Raw genomic sequence first — 16,126 nt, 5'->3', positions numbered from 1 at the left:
CCTAGCCACCCATGGTGGACCGCCCGGTACGCCGGGTTACGCCGGCTGCAGCCAGAGCGCACCCAGCGGCGGCAGGGTCATCACCGCGGAGGCCGGCAGCCCTTGCCACGGCACCGGTTCCGCGTACACCTGGCCGAAGTTACCGACGTTCGAGCCGCCGTACTCGGCCGCGTCGGTGTTGAGCAGCTCCCGCCAGGCGCCCTCCCACGGCAGGCCGACCCGGTAACCCTCGAACGGAGTGGCCGCGAAGTTGACCACACAGATCAGCGCCGAACCGTCCTGGCCGGCCCGTTGGAAGCCGATGGTGTTGTGCGCCGCGTCGTCGCCGATGATCCACCGGAAGCCGTCCGGCTCGGTGTCCCGGGTCCACAGCGCCGAGGTGTCCCGGTAGGCGTGGTTGAGGTCGCGCACCAGCCGCCCCATCCCGGCCCGGGCCGGGTCGTGCCGTAGCCCCCAGTCCAGCCCGCGCTGCTCACTCCACTCCTGCGGGTCGGCCAGCTCACAGCCCATGAAGAGCAGCTGCTTGCCGGGGTGCGCCCACATGAACGCCAGCAGCGCCCGGGTGGTGGCGAGCTGCCGCCAGCTGTCGCCGGGCATCTTGCCCACCAGCGAACCCTTGCCGTGCACCACCTCGTCGTGGCTGATCGGCAGGATGTAGTGCTCACTCCAGGCGTAGACGGTGGAGAAAGTGAGCTGATTGTGGTGGTACTGCCGGTGCACCGGGTCCTTGCTGAGGTAGTCCAGGGTGTCGTGCATCCAGCCCATATTCCATTTGAAACCGAAGCCGAGCCCGTCGTGGTCGGTCGGCCTGGTCACCCCCGGCCAGGCGGTCGACTCCTCGGCCACCATCAGGACGCCCGGATGATGCTTGTAGACGGTGGCGTTGACCTCTTGGAGCAGCGACATCGCGTCGAGATTTTCCCGGCCACCATGGATGTTCGGCAGCCACTGGCCATCCTCGCGCGAATAGTCGAGGTAGAGCATGGACGCGACCGCGTCGACTCGCAGCCCGTCGATGTGGAACTCGTCGAACCAGTAGAGCGCGTTGGCGACCAGGAAGTTGCGGACCTCGGCCCGGCCGTAGTTGAAGACCAGGGTGCCCCAGTCGGGGTGCTCACCCCGGCGCGGGTCGTCATGCTCGTAGAGGGCGGTGCCGTCGAACCGGGCCAGCGCCCACTCGTCGCGGGGAAAGTGGGCCGGCACCCAGTCCAGGAGGACACCGATGCCGGCGGCGTGCAGCCGGTCGACGAAGGCACGAAAGTCATCGGGGTCGCCGAACCGGGCGGTCGGCGCGTAGTAGCCGGTCACCTGGTAACCCCAGGACCCGCCGAACGGGTGCTCCATCACCGGCAGCAGCTCCACATGAGTGAAGCCCAGCTCCTGCACATACTCCGCGAGCTGGTCGGCGAGCTCCCGGTAGCCGAGCCCGGGCCGCCAGGATCCCAGGTGCACCTCGTAGATCGAGACCGGTTGCTGATGTGGGGCGCCGCCGACCCGGCGGTCCAGCCACTGCTGGTCACCCCACTGGTAGTCGGACCGGTGGATCACCGAGGCGGTCGCCGGTGGCACCTCGGCCCGGGTCGCCATCGGGTCGGCCTTGTCCCGCCAGCCGCCGTCGGCGCCCAGGATCCGATATTTGTAGCGCTGGCCCGGTTGGGCCCCGGGCACGAAGATCTCCCAGACGCCGCTGCTGCCCAGCGAACGCATCGGCCAGCCGTCGTGGGCACCCCAGCCGGTGAAGTCGCCGACCACCCGCACCCCGCGGGCGTTGGGCGCCCACACCGCGAACGCCGCTCCGCCCTCCCTCGACCGCGCCCCGAGCATCATCCACAACCGCTCGTGCCGCCCTTCGGCGAGCAGATGCAGGTCGAGCTCACCGACGGTGGGCAGATGGCGGTACGGGTCGTCGTAGACGACCCCGTCCACCCGGATCCGGTAGTCGACCACGGCGCCGGGCACCTCGGCCTCGAAGATCCCCTCCGGATGCACCCGGGTTGCCGGGTAGGCGACGTCGTCGACCACCACCGCCACGTCACCGGCCCCTCGCCGCAGCGTCCGGATCACGGTGCCGGCGCCGGCGGGGTGGGCGCCCAGCAGCGCGTGCGGATCATGTGCCTCGCCCGAGATCAGGTGTTCCATGCCGCACCTCCCGGGGTGCCGGTCGCCGGCTGCCCCAGCAACCGGGCCACCGACTGCAACGGGATCCACAACCAGCTGGGCCGGTGCCGCGCCTCGTAGGCGACCTCGTAGAAAGCTTTGTCCAACTCGTACGCGGCGAGCAGCTCCCGGGGGTGGCGCGGGTCGAAGCCGGCCGCCTCGGCGTAGCCGTCGCAGAAGGCGCTCTCGTTCCGGTCGATCCACTCCCGCGCCCGGAACAGCAGCTGCGTGTCCTGCTCTTCACCCACCAGCAGCTGGTAGGCGGCGTACTCGTAGGAGCGCAGCATGCCGGCGACGTCGCGCAGCGGGGAGTCGGGCCGGCGCCGCTCGTCGGCTGGCGACCCGGGCTCACCCTCGAAATCGATCAGAATCCAGTGATCCGGGGTCCGCAGCACCTGACCCAGGTGCAGGTCGCCGTGGACCCGTTGAATGGTGACGGGTTGGTCGGCGGCGGCGGCGAAGACCGCCCGCGCCGCGTCGGCGACCCCGGCGAGCTCCGGCACCAGCTCCACCGCAGTCTCCAACCGGCCGATCATCTGCCCCACCGGCAGCGGCGCCGGTTCGGTGCCGAGTTCGCGGGCGAGCGTCTCGTGGACCACCGCCACCGCTTCCCCCAGCCGGTACGATTCGGCCGCCAGGTCGCCACCGACCTCGTCGGCGCGCAGGTCCATCTCGGCCAGCAGGTCCCGGACGCTGGCCACCGCCATGCCCCAGCCCTCGGCGGCGTTGTCCGCGTAGTCGGTAAGCATGCCCAGCGAGAGCGGCTCACCGTCGGCGTCGGTGCTGTCGATGGCGCCGAGCAGCGTCGCCACGTAGGGGCAGCCGGCCCGGCCGAGCACCCGGTTGAGCTCCAGGTCGGGGTTGATGCCGGGCGAGACCCGCCGGAACACCTTCAGGATCGCGTCCCGGTCGTAGACCACGCTGGTGTTGGTCTGTTCGGCGTCGACCACCCGGGCCGGCGCGTCGGTGGGCAGCTCCGCCCCGGGTTCGGCGGTGAAACGCAGCGGCCCGAGCTCGGCACCGGCGTCGATCAGTCTGAGTAGATACTGGGCGGAGTCCTCGTCGAAGAGCGCGTCGTAGCCGGTGCGGCTGCCCTCGGCGCCGATCGTGGCCACGGTCGCGAACTCGTCGTTGGCCTCGTGGTCCCAGCCGACGAAGACTTGATACTGCTCGGAGCCGCCGTCCTCGTATCGCGCCGACAGCAACACATGGTCCAGATTGTCCCGCAGCGGGGTTACCGCCACCGGCTCAGCGGAGACCAGGGTGCGTTTCCGGCCGGCGTACCAGCGCTGGTGTACCAGCCAATCGGCCAGTGGCAGCATCATGTCGCCTCCTGGGTTACCTCGCGGCCACCGGACCGGGGGGCCTCTCCCCCGGCGGCGGTCGGTGACAGTTCGGGTTCGCTGAGCCGGAACCAGTAGAAGCTGTGACCCGGCAGGGTGAGCAGATAGGAATGGTCGGTGATCCGGGGGAACGGCACCCGGCCGGTCAACTCCACCGGCGTGTAGCCGGCCCAACCGGTCAGCTCCAGCTCGACCGCCTGCGGGAACCGCGACAAGTTATGGACGCACATCACCACATCATCGCCGTGTTCACGCAGAAAGGCGAAGACCGAAGGGTTGGACCCGCCGAGATCGTGGAACGACCCGAGCGCGAACGCCTCGTGCCGGCGGCGCACCGCGAGCATGGTTCGGGTCCAGTTCAGCAGCGTCGCCGAACGGTCCCGCTGAGCCTCCACATTGACCGCCTGGTAGCCGAAGACGGCGTCCTGGTTGACCGGCACGTAGAGCCGGCCCGGGTTGGCGGCGGAGAAGCCAGCGTTGCGGTCGGGGGTCCACTGCATCGGGGTACGCACGCCGTCGCGGTCCCCGAGCCAGATGTTGTCGCCCATGCCGATCTCGTCGCCGTAGTAGAGCACCGGCGAGCCCGGCAACGACAGCAGCAGCGCGGTGAACAGCTCGAACTGGTTGCGGTCGTTCTCCAGCAGCGACGCCAGCCGGCGCCGGATGCCGACGTTGGCGCGCATCCGCGGGTCGGTGGCGTACTCCGAATACATGTAGTCACGTTCCTCGTCGGTGACCATCTCCAGCGTCAACTCGTCGTGGTTACGCAGGAAGATGCCCCACTGGCAATTCTCCGGGATGGGCGGAGTCTGGGCCAGGATCTCCGAGATCGGAATGCGGGACTCGCGTCGCACCGCCATGAAGATGCGCGGCATCAGCGGGAAGTGGAAGGCCATGTGGCACTCGTCGCCGCCGACCTCCGGGTCGCCGAAGTAGGCGACCACGTCGGAGGGCCATTGGTTCGCCTCGGCGAGCAGCACCCGGCCGGGGAACTCGTCGTCGACCACCTTCCGGCAGCGCTTCAGAAACTCGTGGGTCGCCGGCAGGTTCTCACAGTTGGTGCCCTCCTCCTCGAACAGGTACGGCACCGCGTCCAGCCGGAATCCGTCGATCCCGAGGTCCAGCCAGAACCGGAGAACGTTCAGCATCTCCTGCTGGACCTCGGGATTCTCGTAGTTGAGGTCCGGCTGGTGGGAGAAGAACCGGTGCCAGTAGAACTGCCGGCGGATCGGGTCGAATGTCCAGTTCGACTCTTCGGTGTCCACGAAGATGATCCGCGCGTCGCGGTATCGCTGGTCGTCGTCGCTCCACACGTAGTAGTCGCCGTACGGGCCGTCCGGGTCCCGGCGGGAGGCCTGGAACCAGGGGTGGGTGTCGGAGGTGTGGTTCATCACCAGGTCGGTGATCACCCGGATGCCCCGCTGGTGGGCGGCGTCGAGCAACGCCACGAAGTCGTCGACGGTGCCGAACTCGGGCAACACCTTGTAGAAGTCGCGGATGTCGTAGCCGCCGTCCTTCAACGGCGAGTCGTAGAACGGCGGCAGCCACAGGCAGTCGACCCCGAGCCATTCGAGGTAGTCGAGCCGTTGAATCAGCCCCCGCAGGTCGCCGGAGCCGTCGGCGTTATGGTCGTAGAACGCCCGGACCAGCACCTCGTAGAAGACCGCACGCTGGAACCAGTTGGGGTCGGTGGGCAACACCCGCGCGTGCGAGAAGTCGTCGGCGCTCGGGTGTTCGACCGTACCCGCCGCGGTCGCGTGACTGCCTTCGTTGGGCTCATGGGGTGTCTCCGCCGGCTGCACCCTCTCGGCCTTGCCCATCATGATCCTTACTCAAACCTACGGACGGTGGACCGTGAAGACGTGGGCCGGCTCTTCCCACGGATCGAGCCGAACGGTGCTGCGCTGCCCCCAACGGTAACTAGCGCCGGTAAGCTCGTCGCGCACAGTGAAGGTCTCATGCCCCTGCATCCCCAGCTCCGGCATGTCCAGCGTCAGGTTTGCCCACTGCTCGTGACGCGGGTCGAGCGAGCAAGCCACCAACACCACTCCCCCGGTCTCGGGATCCCGTTTGGACCAACACAGTACCGCCTCGTTGTCGGATTCGTGAAACCGCAGGTTGCGCAGCCAGTGCAGGGCTGGCTGCTCGCGGCGGATGGTGTTGAGCCGGGTCAGGAACGGGGCGAGCGACTCACCGGCGGCCTCGGCCGCAGCCCAGTCCCGGGGTCGCAGCTGGTACTTCTCATTGTCCAGATACTCCTCGGCGCCCGGCCGGGCGACGTGCTCGAACAGCTCGTACCCGGCGTACATGCCCCAGGCGGGCGAGAGCAGGCTGGCCAGCACCGCCCGGACCTTGAACATCGACGGGCCGCCGTGTTGCAGATGCTCGGGGAGAATGTCCGGAGTGTTGGGCCAGAAGTTGGGGCGCATGTAGTCGGCTGCGGCGACCAGCTCCTGGCAGTAGTCACGCAGCTCCGCGGCGCTGGTGCGCCAGGTGAAGTAGGTGTACGACTGGCTGAAGCCGACCCGGGCGAGCCCGTGCATGATCGCCGGGCGGGTGAACGCCTCGGCGAGGAAGAGCACATCCGGGGCGTCCCGCTTGACCTCGGCGATCAGCCAGTGCCAGAAGTCGACCGGCTTGGTGTGCGGGTTGTCCACCCGGAAGATCCGCACCCCGAGGCCGATCCAGTACCGCACCACCCGCAGGATCTCGGCCCGGATGCCGGCCGGGTCGTTGTCGAAGTTGAGCGGGTAGATGTCCTGGTACTTCTTCGGCGGGTTCTCGGCGTAGGCGATCGAACCATCGGGGCGGGTGGTGAACCACTCGGGGTGGTCGGTGACCCACGGATGGTCGGGTGCGCACTGCAACGCCAGGTCGAGCGCGACCTCCATGCCCAGCTCCTGCGCCCGCGCCAGGAACTGCTCGAACTCGGCGCGGGTCCCCAGCTCCGGATGGATCGCGTCGTGACCCCCCTCGGCCGCCCCGATCGCCCACGGTGAGCCGACGTCGCCGTCCTCGGCGGTAAGCGCGTTGTTGCGGCCTTTGCGGGCGACCCGGCCGATCGGATGGATCGGCGGCAGGTAGACCACGTCGAAGCCCATCGCCGCCACCGCCGGCAGCCGCTGCGCCGCGGTGGTGAAGGTGCCGTGCCGCAGCGGGCGGCCGGCCTCGTCGGCCACCGCCCCCTCGGATCGCGGGAAGAGCTCATACCAGGCGGAGAAGAGCGCCCGCGGCCGGTCCACCACGATCGCGTACTCGTCGGAACGGGTCACCAGCTCCCGCACCGGCCACTGCCACAACAGCTCGGCCAGCGCCAGCGCGGGCGCCAGCCGCTCCGGCAACGGGCGGGCCTCATCCCGCAGCGCCGTCGCCGCCCGGCGCACCCGCAGCGCCGACGGCGTCGGCACCCCCACCGCCGCCCGGCCCAGGATCTGCACCCCCTCGGCGAGGTCGTTGGCGAGCTCCGCCGGCCCCTGCCCGGCGTCGACCTTCTTGCTGACGGCGTCGCGCCACTGCAGGTACGGGTCGAGAAACGCCTCGATCGCGAACCGCCACTCGCCCACCTCGTCCGGGCGCAGCTGTGCCTGCCAGGTGTCGGTGCCCGGCGGACCCGGCACCATCCGGGTCAGCGCGCGCTGCTCGCCGTCCGGGCCGAGCACCACCAGCTGGCAGCCGAGCGCCGCGTGGCCCTCCGCGAAGGCGCGGGCACCGACCGGCACCAGCTCACCGACGACCGCCTTGGCAGGGTATCGCCCACAGTTGACGGCGGGAGTGACATCGTCGATCAGGAAGCGGCCAGTCATGCCTCCCCACGATACGTGGCTTCCAGAATCAGATTCGCGGCCAGCGCCGTCCAGCCGGTCTGGTGCATCGCCCCGAGCCCCACGCCGGTGTCGCCGTGGAAGAACTCCGGAAAGTCGATCAGCTCCCGCCAGCCCGGCTGGTTACGCAGGTCGGTAGCGTCGCCGTACATCGGCCGGTTGCCCTTGGCGTCCGGCAGCAGCAGCGCCACCAGCCGTTCGGAGAGGTCGTCGGCGACCTGGGTGAGGGTCTGCTTGTGGCCGGAGCCGACCGGGTACTCCACCGTCAGGTCGTCGCCGAAGAAGTTCCCGTACCGCCGCAGCGCCTCGATGAGCAGGTAGTTCACCGGGTACCACACGGGTCCGCGCCAGTTCGAGTTGCCACCGAAGGTGCCGTCGGCCGACTCGCCCGGCTCGTAGCCGACCCGGAACTCGTGGCCGTCCAGCTCCACCTCGAACGGCTCCTCCCGGTGCGCCGCCGAGAGGCTGCGCAGCCCGTACGGGGAGAGGAACTCCCGCGGGTCGAGCATCCGGCTGAGCAGCTGCACCAGCAGCTCCTTGCCGACCAACGCCACCAGCCGCCCCTTGGGCGACTCGGCGCCGGCCAGGTCGCCGTCGGTGACCACGTGGGCGTGTTCCGGAGCGTTGGCCAGCAGCCACCGCATCCGGGCACCCAGCTCGGGCAGCCGCTGCAGGGTCGGCTCGGTCAGGGTGGTGCTCGCCGCCAACGGCAGCAGCCCCACCATCGAACGCACCCGCAGCGGCACGGTGGTGCCGTCGGTCAACCGCAGCACGTCGTAGAAGAACGCGTCCTCGTCGTCCCACAGACCATGGGTGTAGGCGGCACCGGCGATGTAGATGAAGTGTTCGAAAAACTTGCTGGCCAGATCCTCGTAGACCGGGTCGTGTTCGGCGAGCAGCAGCGCCATCTCCATCAGGTTCAGCGCGTACATCGCCATCCAGCCGGTGCCGTCCGACTGTTCCAGAATCCCGGCGACCGGCGGCCCGGCGGTTCGGTCGAACGGCCCGACGTTGTCCAACCCCAGGAAACCGCCCTCGAAAAGGTTGTTGCCGGTGGTGTCGACCCGGTTGACCCACCAGGTGAAGTTCAGCAGCAGCTTGTGCATCACCCGGGCGAGGAACTCGTGGTCGGTGCCGCCGTCGATGGCGAACACCCGCAGCGCCGCCCAGGCGTGCACCGGCGGGTTGACGTCGCCGAACGCCCACTCGTACGCCGGAAGCTGCCCGTTGGGGTGCTGATACCACTCTTTCAACAGCAGCACCAGCTGTTGCTTGGCGAAGGTCGGGTCGACCCGGGCCAACGCGACACATTGGAACGCCAGGTCCCACGCGGCGTACCAAGGGTACTCCCACGGATCGGGCATGGAGATGATGTCGCGGTTGTACATGTGTCGCCAGTGGCTGTTGCGGCCGAACCGGCGGCCTTCCGGCGGCGGCACCGCCGACGGGTCGCCGTCGAGCCACCGGGCCACATTGAAGTGGTAAAACTGTTTGCCCCACATCAGCCCGGCCACCGCCGACCGCACCACCGCCACCCGCTCCGCCGGCAGGTCGTCGCCCACCAGCGCCGCGAAGTAGCCGTCCGCCTCGCTCCGCCGGGCGGCCACCACCTGGTCGAACCCCTCCCCCAGGTCGGGAACGGTGTCGGTCGGGTCGGTCAGCTCCGGCGGCGCGGTCGCCGCGAACCGGACCCGGATCGTGGCGGTGCCCCCGGCGGGCACCTCCAGCCGGTAGTGCAGCGCCGCCTTGGTGCCACGAAGCTCCGGGTTGACCGTCTCGGCCCCGTCGACCAGGTGGTCGTTGATGCCGTCCTTCGGGAAGTCCGAACGGCCCGGCAGCCCCCACAGTCGCTGCGTGTTGGTCTCGTTGTCGCAGACCAACGGGGTCGGTTCTCCGTCTCCCACCAGCACCAGCTCGCCCAGCTTGTGGTGCCGGCCCACCAGCCGGGCGCCGTCGGCGAGGATCTCCGGCACCGGCTCCGGTTCGTCGCCGCTCCACGCCCAGGTGTTGCGGAACCACAGCGTCGGCAGCACGTGCAGCGACGCCGGGTCGGGCCCCTGGTTGGTCACGGTGATCACCGCGCACACGTCCCGGGGCGCGGCCTTGGCGTAGTCGACGGTGACCGCCCAGTACCGGTCGTCGTCGAAGATCCCGGTGTCCGGCAGCTCGTACTCGGTCTCGTCCCGCCCTCGCTCGGCGTTGACCGACCGCAGCTGCTCGTACGGGAACTCGGCCTGCGGATAGTGGTAGCGCCAGCTCAACCAGGAGTGGGTGGGGGTGGAGTCGGTATACCACCAGCACTCCTTGGCGTCCTCGCCGTGGTTACCCTCGGGCCCGGCCAGGCCGAAGATCCGCTCCTTCAGGATCGGATCGACGCCGTTCCACAGCGCCAGGCCGAAGCAGAACGTCTGCTTCTCGTCGCAGATCCCGGCGAGCCCGTCCTCACTCCAGCGGTAGGCGCGGGAACGGGCCTGGTCGTGCGGGAAGTAGTCCCACGCCGACCCGTGCTCGCTGTAGTCTTCGCGGACCGTGCCCCAGGCCCGTTCGGAAAGGTACGGGCCCCACGCCCGCCACGGTTCGAGCCCCTCGTCGGCCCGCCGTAGCCGGTTCCGCTCCGCCTGGTCATCGCTCATTCCCCCAATTGTCCTGGGCCGGCCGGCGGGTCCTGCACCGGCACACCCACCGAGTGAGAAAGGTCGGGGTTTAGGCGCTGGCTTCGCCACAATCGCGCCGGCCGGCGGCCCGGCGTGGCAAGCTGCTGCCAGGTGAGCAGAGCGGAGGCACGGCATGTCGGAGATCGTGTTGGTCCGCCACGGGGAGACCGAGTGGAGCCGCAGCGGCCGGCACACCGGCCGGACCGATCTGCCGCTCACCCCCGCCGGGGAGGCCGCCGCGACCGCGCTCGCCGCCGCCCTCGGCGACCGGCGGTTCGTAACCGTGCTGACCAGCCCGCTGCGCCGGGCCGCCGACACCTGCCGACTTGCGGGCCTGGCCGCCGACGCCGAGGTGGTGCCGGAGCTGCGAGAATGGGAGTACGGCAGCTACGAGGGGCGGACCACCGCCGACATCCGGTCGCAGCGCCCCGGCTGGTCGATCTGGCGGGACGGCGCGCCGGCAGGCGAGACCGCCACGCAGGTGGGTGACCGGGTGGACCCGCTGATCGACCGGCTGCGGGGCGTCGACGGCGATGTCGCGGTCTTCTCCCACGGGCATCTGCTCCGGGTGCTCGCCGCCCGCTGGTTGGAGCTGCCCGCGGCGCAGGGGCGGTGCTTCGCGCTCGACACCGCCGCCGTCAGCGCGCTCGGCTGGGAACGGGAGACCCCGGTGCTGCGGCGGTGGAACCAGTCGACCGCCCCGGATCCGCCATCCGGCTGACGTTGGCCGGCTCGTGTGATTCTCTCAGCAGGAGGGTGCTCGAAGCCGCGCCACCGGGCGGTGGAGCGATCCGATGGCGGGAGCGACGCGATGGCGGGCAGGCCGGAAGACGCACATGTGGTCATCGTCGGCGGCGGGTTCGCGGGCCTGGCCTGCGCCCAGCAGCTCGGCGGCCGGCGACAGATCCGCGTCACCCTGGTCGACCGCACCGGGCGCCATCAGTTCACCCCGCTGCTCTACCAGGTGGCCACCGCCGAACTCGCCCCCGCCGATGTCGGCCTCGACCTGGTGGAGTTGTTGCGCCACCACCACAACGTCACGGTCCGGACCGACACCGTCGTACGGCTCGACCCGAATCGGCGCGCCGTCCAGCTGGCCAGCGGCGATGAACTGACCGCCGATGTGCTGGTGCTCGCCGGCGGCGCCGACCCCAACTTCTTCCACACCCCGGGCGCCGCCGAGCACGCCTACCCGCTCTACACCCTCGACGGCGCGCAGGCGGTACGCGACCAGTTGATCCGGCTCTTCCAGACCGCCCGGGACCAGTCGCCGCCGGGCGATGTCCCGCTCAACCTGGTCGTGGTGGGCGGCGGCCCGACCGGGGTCGAGACCGCCGGCGCGCTCGCCGATCTGGTCGACGATGTGGTCCCGGCGGCGTTCGGGCCGCGCCTCGCCGCGCAGGCGCAGGTGATCCTGATCGACCACGGACAGACGTTGCTGACCGGGTTCACCGCCGAGTCGCAGGAGTTCGCCACCGACCGGCTGCGTTCCCGGGGGGTGCAGCTGCGCTCCGGGGTCTCGGTGACCGGGGTCGCCGCCGACCAAATCACCCTCAGCCAAGGCGGCAGCGTCGCGACCCGGCTGACGATCTGGGCCGGCGGCGTGGCCACGCCCCCGCTCGGCACCGACGCGCTGCCGCTCGGTCCCGGCGGCCGGGTGAACGTCGCACCCGATCTGACCGTGCCGGATGCGCCGCAGGTCTACGCCGTCGGTGACGCCGCGAACATCCCCGGCGGGCCCGACGGGCATCCGCTGCCGCAGCTGGCCAGCGTCGCCCGGCAATCCGGCCGGCACGCCGCCCAGAATCTGCTCGCCGCCTGGCACGGTCGACCCCGGCAGCCGTTCCATTACCACGACCGGGGGATCATGGCGATGGTCGATCGACAGGCCGCCGTCGCCGAGCTGGGTCCACACCGGCACGAACTCCACGGCCGGCTGGCCTTCACCGCCTGGCTTGGGGTCCACGCCGAGCTAATGGAGGGCGCCGGCGCCCGCGCCAGCGCCCTACTGGCCTGGGCGGACGAGTTCTACCTCCGGCCCCAGCACCGAAGCAACGCGTTGCTCGATCCGTCGACTATCGACACTCCCCGAACCCGGGCCTGACCGCCTAGCCGCGGTTCGGCTCCGCGGGCAGCGTAGCCAGCAGGCGCGACGCCTGCTCGGCGTACTCCCCGTCGACCGTCACGTCATAGTGGGCGGCGACCAGCGACCGGCGGGACGAGAAGTCGCGCTGACCGCGGGTGAAGGCTTGGGCCAGGGCCCCGAAGATCGCCCCGAACAGAGCGCCGATCAGCACCCCGGCGATCACCACCGCCAGCCAGCCCGACACCGCGAAAATGCCGAAGAGCAGGCCGATGAAGAGCCCGAACCAGGCTCCGACCGCGGTCCCCTGCAACGCGGCCCGGCCGACGGTGAGCCGACCGAGCACGGTCTCCACCAACCGGAGATCGGTGCCGATGATGGCGGTCCGGTCGACCGGAAACTGGTTGTCGGACAAGAAATCGACGGCCCGCTGGGCCGACGCGTAGTCGCCGTAGGTCGCGACCGTCACCCTCCGGGTCTGTTCGACCGGTAGATCCGTACCGCCGAGCGGAGTCACCATGACGACCTCCCAGTAACGGGCATCCTGATTTCCAAACGCTGACCCCGGGAGGATGAGCCACCCCACCCGCAGCGGGTGACGAACTGCTCACAGCCAGTGTAGCTCCGCACTCGATGTACCGCCGCCCGCGCGAGTTTGTGCCCGCCCAGGCCGCTCGATCATCGCGCCGACCCCCACGACCCACGGCGCTGACCTGCTTAAACTTGGGGATTGACCGGATAGCTGAGGTCTTTCGCCCGGAGCAGCGTGGGGTGGACCCGCAGCCAAGTGATGCCGGTGTCGGCCGGGTCGCGGTAGAGGTAACTGGTGAAGCGGTCGTCCCAGCGACTCTCATCGCTGCCGAGATATCGGGAGAGCTTGCGGCGACCACGGGGGACGTCGAAGGGCAGCAGGTCGGCCCGTCCCCGGGCGATGACCTGCCGCACCACCCCGGTGGCGAGCTGGCACTCGTCGACCACCAGCGCCACCACCGGGTCGGCACGCACCCGGCCCAACAGCTTCGTCCACGGGCCGGTGATAATCCAGAATCTCTCGTCCTCCCAGAGGAACCAGGTGGGGCGTACCGTCGGGCCGTTGGTCGCGACCCGGGCGGTCAACGGCTGGGCGAGGAACTCCGCAAGATCAAAATCTGCCATCCGGCCACTCTGCAATCTCAACCTGGCTTCAGGTCAACCCCGGCCGCCGACGACGGGGTTAGGCTGGCACGGTGGCAGTCGTCGACTGGGGCCGGCTGGCGGCCGAGTTCGGCTACCACGACCAGCCACACCTGATCCACGAGTTCCGGGCATTCGCCGGGCTGCGACCCACCGAGTACGCCCCGCGCAGCCCGGACGCCGCCAACCACATCCCGGTGACCGGCCCGGGGGTTGGTTGATTTCTACAAGACCCGGCCCCGGCGGTCGGCGAGGATGGGGCCATGGCCACCATTGTTGAAGTGCATCCGAAGCTGGTCGTGACCGACGGGGCCGGCGCGATCGAGTACTACCGCAGCTGCCTCGGCGCCCGGGAACAGACCCGGTTCACGATGCCCGACGGGAAGATCGTGCACGCCGCGCTGACGATCGGCGGCGCCACCGTGTCGGTGAAGGACGAGGGTGACGGCGACCTGGCGCCGACCAGCACCGGCGGCACCCCGGTGATCATGGAGCTGACCGTCGACGACGCCGACGCGGTCGCCGAGGCGATGGTCGCCGCCGGCGGGCGGATCGTCTTCCCGATCGCCGACCAACCCTACGGGCAGCGGTCTGGCCGGGTCGCCGACCCGTACGGTCACCTGTGGATCATTTCGCACCCGTTGGAGGAGTTGACGCCGGCGGAGATCCAGCGCCGGCTCGCCGGCTGACCCCGGCAGCCCACGCCACTCCAATTGATGAGCTTGGATTGTATTCGTGGTCGGTGGATACCCGCGTCGGAGCCTACGAGAGCTGCTAGCACAAACGGGGCAGCGCCAGGCCGGCGCCGGCCTTGTTCCGGCACCGAATTCCCGGACAACGGCCGCCCGCCGAAACGGACTGGTGGACGCTTCCGACCTGGTCACCCATCGCGGCACCCGCTCGACGCCGCGCCAGCCCTCCCGTAGGTCGAGGCGAGCCCGAGCGGCGGCGTGGTGCCATCACCCGGCCGGCACCGTTGCGTTTGTGCTAGCAGCTCTCGTAGGCAACGAAGCAGTCCCCCCGCCCGCCCGCCCGCCCGCCCGCCCGCCCCTCCTCCTCCAAGATCATCAAGTCGGGATGCGGAGAGGTCGAGATGCGGAGAGGTCGCCAGCGCTGGATGAGCCAGCAGGCTCCGCGAGCTGGCACACTGGTGCGGTGAGCGGATGGGAAGACGACGACGAGGTGCTGCCCGACACCACCCAGGATGAGCGCGGGCCCGGCTGGGGCGACGACTACCCCGGTCCGGGCTCCCACGACTCCCATGACTCCCTCACCGGCGACGACCGGCGCCTGCTCGCCGAACGGCCGCCGCACTGGGGGTAAGCCGGGCCTCCGTCACCACGGCGGCCGTCGCGCCGCCCGACAGTACCCAACTGCGACCCTTCTCACCTGGGAAGATGTGGCGTAGCACATGCTCGCGGAGGCTCCGCAACCACTCACCGGGCAGGTAGATTCGGCGCCATTGCGCACCCAGAGTTGCTGCGCACCCGAGATCACACCCCGAAATGTAGCGAGGCACCCCGAATGTCCCCCGTTGAGTGGTTGGAGCACCACTTTCACCATCGCTCCGACGAGTATTTGACCCGGTTCCGGCGGCCCGCCAACCGGAACATCGTCGAGTTTCATCCGCTGGTGAGCCAGAAGGCCCGGTGGATCTGGCGCTCCGACATGAACCCCTGCGTCTCCTGCTGGCTGGATACCGGCGACGTGGTGCCGGACACTCGGGAACACATCGCCCGTCGCCACCCGGCCCTCCCGCTCTCCCTCGCCGCGTAGCCGGCCGGCCGATCCCCGGCCGGCTGGTTACCTCCCCCGAGCTACCTACCCCCGGCCGGTCACGTCTGCTGGGCGCCGGTCTGCTGGGCACCGGTGGTCCAGACCGCCACGTAGTCGACGATCAGCGGGTGACCGGGTTGGGTCTGCGACGTCGGAGTGGTGGTTTGGGCCATCGCGTCCGGGAAGCCGCCACCGATCGCCAGGTTCAGCAGCAGGAAGTAGCCCTCATGGCCGGTGAACTGCTGCCACACGTCGGCCGGAATGTCAGCTTCGCTGACCGTGTGGAAGACCTCGCCGTCGACCGCCCACCGGAGTTCGGCGGGTCCCACCCGGGTGTCCCACTCGAAGGTGAAGGTGTGGAAGGAGCCGGCACAGGGCTCGTCCGGGCAGTCGGTGCTCGCGCTGAGCCCGTCGGGCTGCTCGCACGGCCCGCCCTCGGCCGGACCGCAGTGCAGCACCCCCCACACCTCGTCCAACCCGTTGGCGTTCTCCATGATGTCGATCTCCCCCATCGCGGGGAAGCCGTCGATATCCTCCCGGTACGGCTCGCCCAGTGCCCAGAACGCCGGCCAGTATCCGAGCGCCGCGGCACCGGTCACGTCCGGGAGCTGCAGCCGGCTCTCGATCCGGAGCGCACCACCCGGCGGCGGGCGGAAGTCCTGCCGGTTGGTCTCCAGCCGCGCGGAGGTCCACTCCCCCGCCCGGTCCCGCAACGGCGTGATCTCCAACTGCCCTTCGCCGTTGAGGCTCACATTGGCCGGATCGTCGGTGTAGACCGTGACCTCACCGGTCCCCCAGTTAGGTGGCCCGTCCGGGTAGCTGGTGCCGAGGCTCAACCGCCAGCGCTCCGACGAGGGCAACGCACCGGCCGGCCCCTCGAAGTCGTCGAGGAACTCCACTGTCCACCCGGGCGGCGTCGGCGGCGCCCCGCCATCGTTCTCGTTGCAACTGGCCAGGCCATCGCTCGCGAGCAGCGCCCCGGTGAGCGCTACGGCGCCGACGACTCGGCTGCGGAGAGCTCGGTTAACCGCCACGACTGGCCGCTGGGAAGATCGCATGGCACCTAGTTTCGCCACCCCAGCAGCCGAGGCGGCTAAGAAACCCGGCAACTCCCCCAAC

At 70.0% G+C, this 16,126-nt stretch carries 14 protein-coding genes; 6 read left to right on the top strand and 8 right to left on the bottom strand.

Annotation, left to right across the window (positions count from 1 at the left end; genetic code table 11):
- Positions 1–36 precede the first annotated feature (36 nt).
- The 5 genes from glgB to JQS43_RS10240 are packed head-to-tail and all read right to left on the bottom strand — an operon-like array spanning position 37 to position 9,954.
- Positions 37–2,139, bottom strand: coding sequence for a 1,4-alpha-glucan branching protein GlgB (glgB, locus tag JQS43_RS10260; RefSeq protein ID WP_239678836.1), 2,103 nt, complete (start codon positions 2,137–2,139; stop codon positions 37–39).
- Entirely contained in the window at positions 2,127–3,482 is a 1,356-nt protein-coding gene (locus JQS43_RS10255; protein WP_239678835.1) for a maltokinase N-terminal cap-like domain-containing protein, read from the bottom strand. The genes glgB and JQS43_RS10255 overlap by 13 nt, the downstream gene beginning before the upstream one ends.
- Positions 3,479–5,320 (bottom strand): maltose alpha-D-glucosyltransferase, encoded by a 1,842-nt coding sequence (gene treS, locus JQS43_RS10250; protein WP_239678834.1) that lies wholly within the window; start codon positions 5,318–5,320, stop codon positions 3,479–3,481. Before treS ends, JQS43_RS10255 begins: the two co-directional genes overlap by 4 nt.
- An 18-nt stretch (positions 5,321–5,338) precedes the next feature.
- A complete protein-coding gene (locus tag JQS43_RS10245) occupies positions 5,339–7,303 on the bottom strand; it encodes an alpha-1,4-glucan--maltose-1-phosphate maltosyltransferase (RefSeq protein WP_239678833.1) in 1,965 nt (654 codons plus the stop codon).
- Positions 7,300–9,954, bottom strand: coding sequence for an MGH1-like glycoside hydrolase domain-containing protein (locus JQS43_RS10240; RefSeq protein ID WP_239678832.1), 2,655 nt, complete (start codon positions 9,952–9,954; stop codon positions 7,300–7,302). The genes JQS43_RS10245 and JQS43_RS10240 overlap by 4 nt, the downstream gene beginning before the upstream one ends.
- A gap of 154 nt (positions 9,955–10,108) precedes the next feature.
- Here JQS43_RS10240 and JQS43_RS10235 point away from each other — a divergent pair, with 154 nt between their 5' ends.
- The gene (locus tag JQS43_RS10235) at positions 10,109–10,696 is read left to right on the top strand and encodes a histidine phosphatase family protein (protein WP_239678831.1); all 588 of its coding nucleotides are present in this window, start codon (positions 10,109–10,111) and stop codon (positions 10,694–10,696) included.
- A gap of 90 nt (positions 10,697–10,786) precedes the next feature.
- Positions 10,787–12,079: an NAD(P)/FAD-dependent oxidoreductase gene (locus JQS43_RS10230; RefSeq protein WP_239678830.1), complete on the top strand. Its 1,293-nt coding sequence runs from the start codon at positions 10,787–10,789 to the stop codon at positions 12,077–12,079.
- Positions 12,080–12,083: 4 nt separating this feature from the next.
- Here JQS43_RS10230 and JQS43_RS10225 read toward each other — a convergent pair whose 3' ends face one another.
- Together JQS43_RS10225 and JQS43_RS10220 are read right to left on the bottom strand one after the other, a co-directional pair.
- Positions 12,084–12,578: a general stress protein gene (locus tag JQS43_RS10225; protein ID WP_239678829.1), complete on the bottom strand. Its 495-nt coding sequence runs from the start codon at positions 12,576–12,578 to the stop codon at positions 12,084–12,086.
- 197 nt (positions 12,579–12,775) lie between these two features.
- The gene (locus tag JQS43_RS10220) at positions 12,776–13,213 is read right to left on the bottom strand and encodes a pyridoxamine 5'-phosphate oxidase family protein (RefSeq protein WP_239678828.1); all 438 of its coding nucleotides are present in this window, start codon (positions 13,211–13,213) and stop codon (positions 12,776–12,778) included.
- A 71-nt stretch (positions 13,214–13,284) separates the two neighbouring features.
- On the opposite strand from JQS43_RS10220, the gene JQS43_RS10215 reads away from it, so the two are divergent.
- The 4 genes from JQS43_RS10215 (at position 13,285) to JQS43_RS10200 (ending at position 15,007) form a co-directional block, all read left to right on the top strand.
- The gene (locus JQS43_RS10215; protein WP_239678827.1) at positions 13,285–13,452 is read left to right on the top strand and encodes a helix-turn-helix domain-containing protein; all 168 of its coding nucleotides are present in this window, start codon (positions 13,285–13,287) and stop codon (positions 13,450–13,452) included.
- A gap of 42 nt (positions 13,453–13,494) precedes the next feature.
- The gene (locus JQS43_RS10210; protein WP_239678826.1) at positions 13,495–13,920 is read left to right on the top strand and encodes a VOC family protein; all 426 of its coding nucleotides are present in this window, start codon (positions 13,495–13,497) and stop codon (positions 13,918–13,920) included.
- Between the two features lie 466 nt (positions 13,921–14,386).
- Positions 14,387–14,554 (top strand): hypothetical protein, encoded by a 168-nt coding sequence (locus JQS43_RS10205; protein WP_239678825.1) that lies wholly within the window; start codon positions 14,387–14,389, stop codon positions 14,552–14,554.
- A gap of 201 nt (positions 14,555–14,755) precedes the next feature.
- Positions 14,756–15,007, top strand: coding sequence for a hypothetical protein (locus JQS43_RS10200; protein ID WP_239678824.1), 252 nt, complete (start codon positions 14,756–14,758; stop codon positions 15,005–15,007).
- A gap of 59 nt (positions 15,008–15,066) precedes the next feature.
- Here JQS43_RS10200 and JQS43_RS10195 read toward each other — a convergent pair whose 3' ends face one another.
- The gene (locus JQS43_RS10195; protein ID WP_239678823.1) at positions 15,067–16,065 is read right to left on the bottom strand and encodes a glycoside hydrolase family 16 protein; all 999 of its coding nucleotides are present in this window, start codon (positions 16,063–16,065) and stop codon (positions 15,067–15,069) included.
- Positions 16,066–16,126 lie beyond the last annotated feature (61 nt).

The sequence above is a fragment of the Natronosporangium hydrolyticum genome (assembly GCF_016925615.1).
Taxonomy (GTDB): domain Bacteria; phylum Actinomycetota; class Actinomycetes; order Mycobacteriales; family Micromonosporaceae; genus Natronosporangium; species Natronosporangium hydrolyticum.
The sequence above is the reverse complement of the archived record's forward strand: the minus strand, read 5'-3'. Positions and strand labels throughout refer to the sequence as shown.